Annotated in this window: 11 protein-coding genes and 1 pseudogene; 5 read left to right on the plus strand and 7 right to left on the minus strand. The window is 71.0% G+C overall.

Features of this window, described 5'->3' with window-relative positions; all coding sequences use genetic code 11:
* A partial coding sequence (locus ACHBTE_RS35535; protein WP_394729870.1) for a cbb3-type cytochrome c oxidase subunit I occupies positions 1-242 on the minus strand: 242 nt, incomplete at its 3' end.
* Between the two features lie 106 nt (positions 243-348).
* On the opposite strand from ACHBTE_RS35535, the gene ACHBTE_RS35540 reads away from it, so the two are divergent.
* Both ACHBTE_RS35540 and ACHBTE_RS35545 read left to right on the plus strand, forming a co-directional pair.
* The gene (locus ACHBTE_RS35540; protein WP_394729872.1) at positions 349-882 is read left to right on the plus strand and encodes an RNA polymerase sigma factor; all 534 of its coding nucleotides are present in this window, start codon (positions 349-351) and stop codon (positions 880-882) included.
* A complete protein-coding gene (locus ACHBTE_RS35545) occupies positions 875-1,852 on the plus strand; it encodes a CU044_5270 family protein (protein WP_394729874.1) in 978 nt (325 codons plus the stop codon). The genes ACHBTE_RS35540 and ACHBTE_RS35545 overlap by 8 nt, the downstream gene beginning before the upstream one ends.
* A gap of 42 nt (positions 1,853-1,894) precedes the next feature.
* Here ACHBTE_RS35545 and ACHBTE_RS35550 read toward each other — a convergent pair.
* The 4 genes and pseudogenes from ACHBTE_RS35550 to ACHBTE_RS35565 form a co-directional block, all read right to left on the minus strand.
* Positions 1,895-2,160, minus strand: a pseudogene (locus ACHBTE_RS35550) (DUF4235 domain-containing protein).
* Positions 2,157-2,588, minus strand: a complete 432-nt coding sequence (locus ACHBTE_RS35555) for a DUF3618 domain-containing protein (RefSeq protein ID WP_394729876.1) — start codon at positions 2,586-2,588, stop codon at positions 2,157-2,159. The pseudogene ACHBTE_RS35550 and the gene ACHBTE_RS35555 overlap by 4 nt, the downstream one beginning before the upstream one ends.
* A complete protein-coding gene (locus tag ACHBTE_RS35560) occupies positions 2,585-3,001 on the minus strand; it encodes a phage holin family protein (protein ID WP_394729878.1) in 417 nt (138 codons plus the stop codon). Before ACHBTE_RS35560 ends, ACHBTE_RS35555 begins: the two co-directional genes overlap by 4 nt.
* 90 nt (positions 3,002-3,091) lie before the next feature.
* Positions 3,092-4,156 (minus strand): YihY/virulence factor BrkB family protein, encoded by a 1,065-nt coding sequence (locus ACHBTE_RS35565; RefSeq protein WP_394729890.1) that lies wholly within the window; start codon positions 4,154-4,156, stop codon positions 3,092-3,094.
* Between the two features lie 508 nt (positions 4,157-4,664).
* Between ACHBTE_RS35565 and ACHBTE_RS35570 the strand changes: the two genes are divergently transcribed.
* Positions 4,665-5,849, plus strand: coding sequence for an alanine--tRNA ligase-related protein (locus ACHBTE_RS35570; RefSeq protein WP_394729880.1), 1,185 nt, complete (start codon positions 4,665-4,667; stop codon positions 5,847-5,849).
* Positions 5,850-5,921: 72 nt separating this feature from the next.
* On the opposite strand, the gene ACHBTE_RS35575 is transcribed toward ACHBTE_RS35570, so the two are convergent.
* Complete coding sequence (locus tag ACHBTE_RS35575; protein WP_394729882.1) at positions 5,922-6,287, minus strand: nuclear transport factor 2 family protein; 366 nt, start codon at positions 6,285-6,287, stop codon at positions 5,922-5,924.
* A gap of 170 nt (positions 6,288-6,457) precedes the next feature.
* Here ACHBTE_RS35575 and ACHBTE_RS35580 point away from each other — a divergent pair, with 170 nt between their 5' ends.
* The gene (locus ACHBTE_RS35580; RefSeq protein ID WP_394729884.1) at positions 6,458-6,700 is read left to right on the plus strand and encodes a hypothetical protein; all 243 of its coding nucleotides are present in this window, start codon (positions 6,458-6,460) and stop codon (positions 6,698-6,700) included.
* Positions 6,701-6,825: 125 nt separating this feature from the next.
* On the opposite strand, the gene ACHBTE_RS35585 is transcribed toward ACHBTE_RS35580, so the two are convergent.
* Positions 6,826-8,598, minus strand: coding sequence for an ABC transporter ATP-binding protein (locus ACHBTE_RS35585; RefSeq protein ID WP_394729886.1), 1,773 nt, complete (start codon positions 8,596-8,598; stop codon positions 6,826-6,828).
* Positions 8,599-8,784: 186 nt separating this feature from the next.
* On the opposite strand from ACHBTE_RS35585, the gene ACHBTE_RS35590 reads away from it, so the two are divergent.
* Positions 8,785-8,970, plus strand: a 186-nt coding sequence (locus ACHBTE_RS35590) for an alcohol dehydrogenase catalytic domain-containing protein (protein WP_394729888.1), incomplete at its 3' end; no start/stop codon positions are given.

The raw sequence follows: 8,970 nt of genomic DNA on the forward strand, positions 1-8,970 counted from the left end.
GGCGTCGCGAACATCAGCAGCATGATCGTGCCGTGCATCGTGAACGCCTGGTTGAACTGCTCGTTCGACATGATCTGGAGACCGGGTCGAGCCAGCTCGGCGCGCATGAGCAGCGCCATCACGCCACCGATCACGAAGAACGCGAACGACGTGACCAAATAGAGCGTTCCGATCGTCTTGTGGTCGGTGGTGGTCAGCCACTGGACGACCCTGACGCTCTTGATGTTTCTGATCCTCTTCACACCCCGCCTGTGTCCGTCCGCCACCCGGACGTCACACTCACACCGGGCGACAAGAATCACGGAGAACGGGTGTGACGATCCCGCGGGTGCCGGACACGAACGGAACATGAGCAACGACGAGATCTTCGCCGCTGCCTATCGCGAGCACTACTGGGCGGTCAGCCGCTATGTCGCGCGGCGACTGGACGGGCGCATGAGTGAGGTCGAGGAAGTGGTGGCGGAGGTGTTCACCGTCGCCTGGCGGCGCCGGGCCGACCTCCCGGCCGCCCCGCTGCCCTGGCTGTACGGCGTGGCACGCAACTGCCTGGCGAACGCGGTACGCGGCTACGGGCGCCGGCGCCGACTTGTCGACCGGCTCGGCAACGACGACACGGCACACGGCCGGCACATCGAGGACGGCCCCGAGGCCGAGCAGCCGGGGGCCTGGGTGCACGAGGCACTGGCCCGGCTGTCCCCGGCGGACCAGGAGGTGCTGCGCCTGACGGCCTGGGAGGAACTCGGCATCGACGAGATCGCCGTCGTCCTCGACTGCGGCAGCCGGGCCGCGTCGATGCGACTGCACCGGGCCCGCCGGCGCCTGAGAGCCGAGATCGACCGACTGAGCCCAGCGACCGCAGCGAAGGATCACGGCCATGGCTGACGAACTCGAACTCCTGCGCAGCGCCGACCCGGTGCCCGCCGACGGCCCGTACCTCGGCGACGGACCGCTGGACCAGCAGGCCGAACGACGCCTGCACCGGCTCCTGCACGACCACCCCGCCCCGGCGCCCCGCCGCCGTACCCGACTGGCCTGGGGGCTCGCCGCCTCGGCCGTCGTCGCCACGCTCGTGTCGGCGCTGCTGTTCACGGGCCAGACCACCGCACCCGCCGTCGCCGCGCCCCGCCCGCTGGTCGTGCGGGCCGACTCGACCCCCGTGCCCCTGGACACGATCGCCCGACGCGCGCAAGATGCCGCGGCCGATGGATCCCCGGCGCTGCGCCAGGGCACCCATGTGCAGTCGTGGAGCCTCGGCATGAGTGACCGCAGAGCACCGATCACGCTCCCCGAGGAGCGCATCGTGCGCTGGCACGCCGACGACAGCCACACCGAGATCGTCGTCGCGACCGACCCCCGGCATCCGGGCCGGCCGGTCCTGAGGGACTCGGACGGCGAACCGCGCCCCGTCGAGGACGGGCATGTCCTCAGCAACCGGACGTACCCGCCCAGTTGGAGCGACGCCCCGCCCCGGTCGACGCCGCCGCACGACCCCGCCCGCCTGCGCGCCTACCTTCAGGAGGCCGCGTACAGCGACGGCCCGCTGAACACGCCCGAGCTGCTGGACGCCGTCGACGTGCTGCTGGACCACTGGACGCTCGGCGCCCGTGAGTCCGCCGCGCTCGCCCGGCTGCTGGCCGGCATGGAGGATCTGCGGCCCGCCGGCCAGGTGACGGACCGGCTGGGCAGGCGCGGACAGGCGTACGTGTACGACGACTCCGCGACCCGGCGCATGCTGATCCTCGACCCCGCCACGGGAACGGTCCTCGGCCTGGAGACCACCTTCACCTCGGCCCAGCCGGAGTACGGGGTGAAGCCGGGCGACGTCATGGAGTACAGCGCCTGGATGCGCTGACGCGCCGACGACGAGGACCCCGGGTGCCCTTGCCCCCGTCTCTCAGCCGGGCCACGTACCCGTCAGACGACGCGTGGCGGTGGCGCCGGCGCGGTCGACCGCGGCCTTGACCGCGGCGAAGATGGCGCCCTGGACGGTCGCCGCCGTCAGGACCTCTTTCCAGGTGCGCTCCTCGTCGGTGGCGTCCGGCGCGTCCTCATCGTGGCCCAGCTCTTCCAGGTCTGCTTGAAGGCGGCGCCCGCCACCATCCCGCTGACGGCGCCGAGGGCGAGACCGACGGGCTTGTAGGCCATCTTGGCGCTGTTCATCGGTGGGCTCCGGCGCGGCGACGGCGTGCCAGCAGGACGGCACCGCCCACCGCGGCCGTCCCGGCCAGCAGCGCGCCGGGATGCTGCCGTGCGGTCCGCAGGCCGCGATCGGTCCGCTCCCGGATCGGTTCGGGCGTCCTGTCCTGCACCATGTGCCCGGCCCGGGAGGCGCTGTCCCGGACCCTGTGGGCGGCCCGGTCGGCCTTGTCCTGCACCGGCTGCGGCATCTTCTCCCGCACCCGCCGCGCGACCTCGGCGGCCGTGTGGCCGACCTGCTCCCTGGCCTCCTGAGCCTTGTCCTGAGTGCGGCTCCTGACGTCGGCGCGGGAGGCGAGCTCCTCCACCGTCCTGCCCAGTTCCTCGCGGGTGTGCTCGATCTGCTCGCGCAGCTCGTCGGGGCCCTTGCCGGGCGTCGCACCGCCGGTCATCGCTGTGCCCTTTCCCTGATCTCGGCCATGTCGGCCTTGACGCTGTCGATGGACTGTTCGGGTGCCGGCGGGGTGGCCTGGCGCACCTTGGCCTTGCCGGCCGCCGCCATCGCCCCGGCGACCACGAGCAGGGCGCCGGTGACGATCAGCCCGGCGGCCCACACCGGCAGCGGCACGGCGAGCGCCGCGATCGCGGTGGCGATCATCGCCTGAAGGGCGAGGAAGCCGACCAGCCCGGCACCGCCGAACATGCCGCCGCCCATGCCCAGGCGCTTGCCCTTCTGCGTCATCTCGGTCTGGGCCAGCCGCATCTCGGCCCGGACCAGGTCGGTCAGTTCCTGCGAGGCCTCCTGCACGAGCTCGCCGACCGAGGCGTCGGAACGGGAGCGGTACCGCGGTTGCACGGTGGTCATGAGGGTCACCTTCTCCCCTTGAGTCAGGGTTCGCGGTCGGGCTGTGACGCCGGGTACCCGGGCGTCGCCCTGCCGTACCGCGCGGCTGCGTCAGGGTCCGCGCACACGGCGTCGGTCCTGCTCGTCCCAGGTGCTGGTGTCCCGGGGGGTGGTGTACGGCTCCTCCTCGGGCGGGTGCCCGCCGGAGATCGCGCGCTGCCGGGCGGCCTCCGCGTCGAACTCCAGGCCGAGCAGGATGGCCAGATTGCCGACCCACAGCCAGATCAGGAAGACGATCACGCCCGCCATGGTGCCGTAGGTCTTGTTGTACGAGGCGAAGTTGGCGACGTAGAAGGCGAACCCGGCGGAGGCGATCAGCCAGATCACCAGGGCGAGGCAGCTGCCCGGGGTGATCCACCGGAAGCCGCGCACCTTGGCGTTCGGCGTGGCCCAGTACAGGATCGCGATCATGGTGGTCACCAGGACGGCCAGAACGGGCCACTTGGCGATCGCCCAGACCGTCAGTGCCGTGTCGCCGATGCCCAGGGTGGAGCCGACCTCGCGGGCCAGGGTGCCGGTGAAGACGACGATCAGCGCGCTGAGCACGGCCAGCACCATGAGCGCGAGGGTCACGCCGAGCCGGACCGGCAGGATCTTCCACACCGGGCGCCCCTCGGGTATGTCGTAGACGGCGTTGGCGGTGCGGATGAAGGCGGCGACATAGCCGGAGGCCGACCACACCGCGAGGAGCAGGCCCACGACGGCCATGACGGAGCCGAGCCCGCCATTGCCCTGCAACTGCTCGACCGCGCCGGTGAGGATGTCCCTCGCCGCGCCCGGCGCCAGCTTGTTGATGTTCTCCAGGACCGTGTCCGTGGCGGACTGGCCGGCCAGGCCCAGCACGGACACGAGCACGAGCAGGGCCGGGAAGAGCGACAGCACACCGTAGTAGGTCAGTGCCGCCGCGCGGTCGGTCAGTTCGTCGTCCTTGAACTCCCGCAGGGTCCCTTTCAGCGCCGCCCACCACGACCGCTTCGGCAGCCCACTCGGTGTGTCGGGCGCCCGCTCCTCCACCTGCGCATCCGGCCCGTACGACTCCTGCGACGGGTCCGCCCCGGTCGCCTCCTGCCCGTTGCGGTCGGCGCCGGACCGGTCGGGGTCGGACCGGTCGTGCACGGGCCGGCCGGAGTCGTGGGAGGCGGACTCTTCGGATGCGGGCCGGTCGGAGTCGTGGGAGGCGGACTGGCCGGACACGGGCCGGTCGGAGTCGTCGGGCACGGACTCCTCGGATGCGGGCCGGTCGGTGTCGGACTGCTTCGCGGACGGCTGTGAACCCGGACTGTGTCGTCCCTTGTGAACTTTATGCCTGGATTTGAGAAGTCGGTTCATGACCTCCGGGTATCCCCGCCTTTCAGAAATCACGCGCGCTCGCGTACACGGGAATCGCGGGCGACGGAAAAACCCGGAGACAGCCGCACCACCCCCTGTTACCGTCGATGACATGAAGGTCATCAGGCACACCCGCACCGCAGCCGCGCGAGCGACCAGCTCCTCGGCTGCCGACGCCTGATCCCACCCCTCCCGGCGGCCGGAAACGGCCCGCCGGTGTGCGCCTTCCTGTCCGACCAGGTCGCAGCCTGATCCGCGGCTCTTTCCGGTCTCCACGACCCGAAGGAACACCGCGATGACCACCAGGCCGACCACCGACGACATCCTGAGCACCTTCACCGACTTCTTCCACGAGCGCGGGCACCAGATCATCACCGGCGGCACCCTCCTGTCCTCGCCCTGCGACCCGGTGCTGTTCACCACCTCCGGCATGCACCCGCTCACCCCCTACCTGGAAGGCCGACCCCATCCACAGGGCCGCCGCCTGGCCGACGTCCAGCGCTGTCTGCGCACCACCGACCTCGACGAGGTCGGCGACCGCACCCATCTGACGGTGTTCGAGATGCTCGGCTCCTGGTCCCTGGGCGACTACGACCATTCGCAGAGCCTGCGTTGGGGATACGAACTGCTCCACGACGGATTCGGCATTCCGCGGGAGCGGATGCACGTCAGCGTCTTCGGCGGGAACGACGAGGTCGGCCCCGACCGCCAGTCACTGGACGTCTGGCAGGAGTTGGGGCTGCCCGTGGAATGGACCGTCGACGACAACTGGTGGTCGCACGGCCCCGTCGGCCTGTGCGGCCCCGACTCGGAGATCTTCGTCTGGACCGGCGACCTGGGCACCCCGCCCGAGGGCACCCCCACCACCGACCCGCGGTGGGTGGAGGTCTGGAACCACGTCGCCATGCGCTACCGCCGGCTCGAGGACGGCAGCCTCCAGCCGCTCCAACAGCCCAATGTCGACACGGGTATGGGACTCGAACGACTGGTGTCGGTCCTCCAGGGCCACGACAGCGTCTACGACAGCGACCTCTTCCACCCGTGGACGAGGCTCCTGCCACCGCTGTGGAACCTGGACGAATCCTCGAGGCGGCTCGTCTGCGACCACCTGCGCTCCGGCATCGTCGTCATCGGCGACGGAGTACGCCCTTCCCACACCGGTCGCGGCTATGTCCTGCGCCGGCTGATCCGCCGCACCCTCACCACACTGTGGCGCGAGGACCCCTCCCGCACCCTCGGCGACCTGCCGGAGGAACTCGTCGAGCACACACTGGGCCACTTCCACCAGCCCTGTGGAACCGGCCTCGTGCGCGAAGTGCTGCTGGACGAGGAACGCCGCTTCGGCAAGCTGCTGGAGCGCGGGCGCCGGGTCCTGGGCGGGCCACAGTTCGTGGGCCCGCTGAGCGACGACGACTACCGCTATCTGCACGACACCCACGGACTGCCGCGCGACCTCGTCACGACGCTGCGCACGTCATGACGCCGGTCATGACGCCCGGTTTCGGTGGCTAGCGGTCCGTGAACCACTCCTTCCTACTGGTGGGACGCCTCCCTACTCGTCCCAGGCCTCGATCAGGATCTGCCGGGAGATCTTGCCGTCGCGCAGCGTGATCATCGACTCGGACAGGACGCGCACCCCGTCCGAGTACTCGCACGACTCGCTGTAGGCCGCGTGGTCGCCCTGGATGACGCACCCCTCCAGCTTGTGCGACATGTCGCGGCTGTAGACGTCGGCGAGCATGTCGGCGATCTCACCGCGGCCGTGCAGCACCTTGGGGTGGCTGGGCTGGGTGTTGCGGTTCACGACGCGCAGCTCCGCGTCGTCCGCGTACAGCGACAGCAGCGTGTCCGGGGTCTGTCCCTCGATGCCCCGGCGCAGCGTCTCGGTGTCGAATGACGGGTTCGTGACGGTGCCCATGGTGACCTCCTCCGAGGCCCGCGGCACGACGTGGAGCGGCCGCGAGGGCCTCTGCTGAAGAGACTCCTCCGCCCTGCCGGACTCGGCAAGCGCAGCCGCCCCACTGGGCCTGACGGGTGAGCCCGGTGGGGCGGCCGTGTCCGGCGGCGGCCCGCCCACGTTCCCTGAGCATGATCTCAACTCCGATTCTCGCCGCCGCCGTTGGTCTCGCGGCCGGCCTCACCGGCCTCACGGCGCCGCTGGCACACACGGCTCACGCGGACACCCGCAACGCCGGCCCCCAGCTGAGCCCGATCACCACGATCGATTCGCTCGCCACGACCGGTATCCCCGAGCAGCACAAGCACCGGGTCCCGAGGGTCTCCCAGCAGCTGAGCCACCTCGATCACATCAACAACCTGAACCGGCTCTAGGTTCATAGTCGAGCCGTCGAGCCGTCGAGCCGTCGGATCAGACGCCGAGGGCCGCCCGGGATCGCGCCGGGCGGCCCTTCGCGTGTACCGGGAGTGACGCCTCGTTCCCGTGCGTCACCCGTGCGTCACCCGGCGGTCGCCAGGAACTGCGTCGCCGCCAGCTCCGCGTACAGCGGATCCCGCGCGACGAGTTCGCCGTGTGTGCCCACCGCACGCACCCGTCCCGCGTCCATCACCACGATCCGGTCGGCCATGGTCACCGTCGACAGCCGGTGCGCGACGACCAACACCGTGGTCGTGCGGGCGACATCGGCCACCGTGTCGCGCAACGCGGCCTCGTTGACCGCGTCCAACTGCGAGGTGGCCTCGTCGAGCAGCAGCAGCCGGGGGCGGCGCAGCAGGGCGCGGGCGATGGCGACGCGCTGACGCTCACCGCCGGACAGCTTTGTGCCGCGGTGCCCGACGAGGGTGTCGAGCCCGTCGGGCAGCCGTGAGACCAGGCCGTCGAGCCGGGTCGTCCGCAGTACGCGCGTGACCGCGTCGTCGTCCGCGTCGGGGTTGCCCAGCAGCAGATTGTCCCGCAGGGAGCCCGACAGGACCGGGGCGTCCTGCTCCACATAGCCGATGGCCGAGCGCAGTCGGGGCAGCTCCCAGTCGGCCAGGTCCCGCCCGTCGAGCGTGATCGTCCCCGCCTCGGGGTCGTAGAACCGCTCTATCAGCGAGAACACGGTGGTCTTGCCCGCGCCCGACGGGCCGACGAACGCGGTCATGCCCTGCGCGGGCACCGCGAACGTCACCCCGTGATGGACGTACGGCAGATCGTCGGCGTAGCGGAAGCGGACGTCGGCGAAGGCGACCGCGGCGGGCTCGGCACCGGCAGCGGGCAACGGCGCGGCCTCGGCGGCCGGTTCGGCGGGCAGCCGCAGCGCCTCCTGGATGCGGGCGAGTGCCGCCGAGCCCGTCTGGTACTGCGTGATCGCCCCGACGACCTCCTGTATCGGCGACATGAGGTAGAAGACGTACAGCAGGAACGCGACCAGCGTGCCGATGTCGATGGCTCCGGTCGCCACCCGGGCCCCGCCCACCGCGAGCACCGTGATGAAGGCGATCTGCATGGCCAGTCCGGCCGTGTTGCCCGCCGCCGCCGACCACTTGGCGGCCCGGACGCTCTGCCGCCACGACTCCTGTGCCGCCTCGTGCAGCGTACGTTCCTCCCGGTGCTCGGCGCCGGACGCCTTCACCGTGCGCAGCGCGCCGAGGATCCGCTCCAACGAGGCCCCCATCACCCCGATCGCGTCCTGTGCCTGCCGGCTGGCCCGGTTGATGTGTGGCACGATCACGCCGAGCACGGTGCCGGCGCCCAGGATGACGCCGAGCGTGACCGCCAGCAGCACCGGATCGACCAGGCCCATCATCACCACCGTCGCCACCAGCGTGAGCCCGCCGGTGCCGAGGCCCACCAGGGAGTCGGTGGTGACCTCGCGCAGCAGCGTCGTGTCCGAGGTGATGCGGGCCATCAGATCGCCCGGCTCACTGCGGTCCACGGCGGCGATGCGCAGCCGCAGCAGATACGACGACAGGGAACGCCGCGCGCCCAGCACCACCGACTCCGCCGTTCGCCGCAGGACGTACGAACCCAGCGCACCCAGCGCGGCGTTGGCGACCACGAGCCCCGACATCAGCAGCAACGCCCTCGTGATGGCACGGTCGTGGGACAGATCGTCAATCAACTCCCGTGCCACCAGCGGCAGAAGCAGCCCGGTGGCACCCGTGACCAGCGAGAGCAGAGCGCCGGTCGCCAGAGCCCAGCGGTGGGGCCGTACATATCCGAGGAGGAGTCGCCACGCGGGCTGGTCGGGTCTTCCGGCGCCGTTCTTCGACGTCTGGACTGAGCTCACGGCGCTCCTTCGGAGTCGGGCGGAGCCCTCAGGCTACGTCGGCCCGTCGGCCTGGGGCGCACCGGTTTCGAGCGGCCTCACGCGTACCGCTGACGTGGCGTGCGGGGGCGGTCTTCCGTGCACGCTGCCGATCAACGGCTAGGGTCGACAATGGATGTCGGAGCCGCCGAGAGAAGGGTGGACACCATGGGGCAGGAAGTTCGCGGTGTGATCGCGGCGGGCAAAGGCGAGCCGGTGCGGCTGGAGACGGTCGTGGTGCCGGATCCGGGTCCGGGTGAGGCCGTCGTACAAGTGCAGGCGTGCGGGGTGTGCCACACCGATCTGCATTACCGGGAGGGTGGCATCAACGACGACTTCCCGTTCCTGCTGGGC

It is taken from the genome of Streptomyces sp. M41, from assembly GCF_043673425.1.
GTDB lineage: Bacteria > Actinomycetota > Actinomycetes > Streptomycetales > Streptomycetaceae > Streptomyces.

Bases quoted from the DNA above. Each gene is read 5' to 3' on its own strand.
- ACHBTE_RS35540 (WP_394729872.1), top strand. From the start codon at position 349: ATGAGCAACGACGAGATCTTCGCCGCTGCCTATCGCGAGCACTACTGG.
- ACHBTE_RS35545 (WP_394729874.1), top strand. From the start codon at position 875: ATGGCTGACGAACTCGAACTCCTGCGCAGCGCCGACCCGGTGCCCGCC.
- ACHBTE_RS35555 (WP_394729876.1), bottom strand. From the start codon at position 2,588: ATGACCGGCGGTGCGACGCCCGGCAAGGGCCCCGACGAGCTGCGCGAG.
- ACHBTE_RS35560 (WP_394729878.1), bottom strand. From the start codon at position 3,001: ATGACCACCGTGCAACCGCGGTACCGCTCCCGTTCCGACGCCTCGGTC.
- ACHBTE_RS35570 (WP_394729880.1), top strand. From the start codon at position 4,665: ATGACCACCAGGCCGACCACCGACGACATCCTGAGCACCTTCACCGAC.
- ACHBTE_RS35575 (WP_394729882.1), bottom strand. From the start codon at position 6,287: ATGGGCACCGTCACGAACCCGTCATTCGACACCGAGACGCTGCGCCGG.
- ACHBTE_RS35580 (WP_394729884.1), top strand. From the start codon at position 6,458: ATGATCTCAACTCCGATTCTCGCCGCCGCCGTTGGTCTCGCGGCCGGC.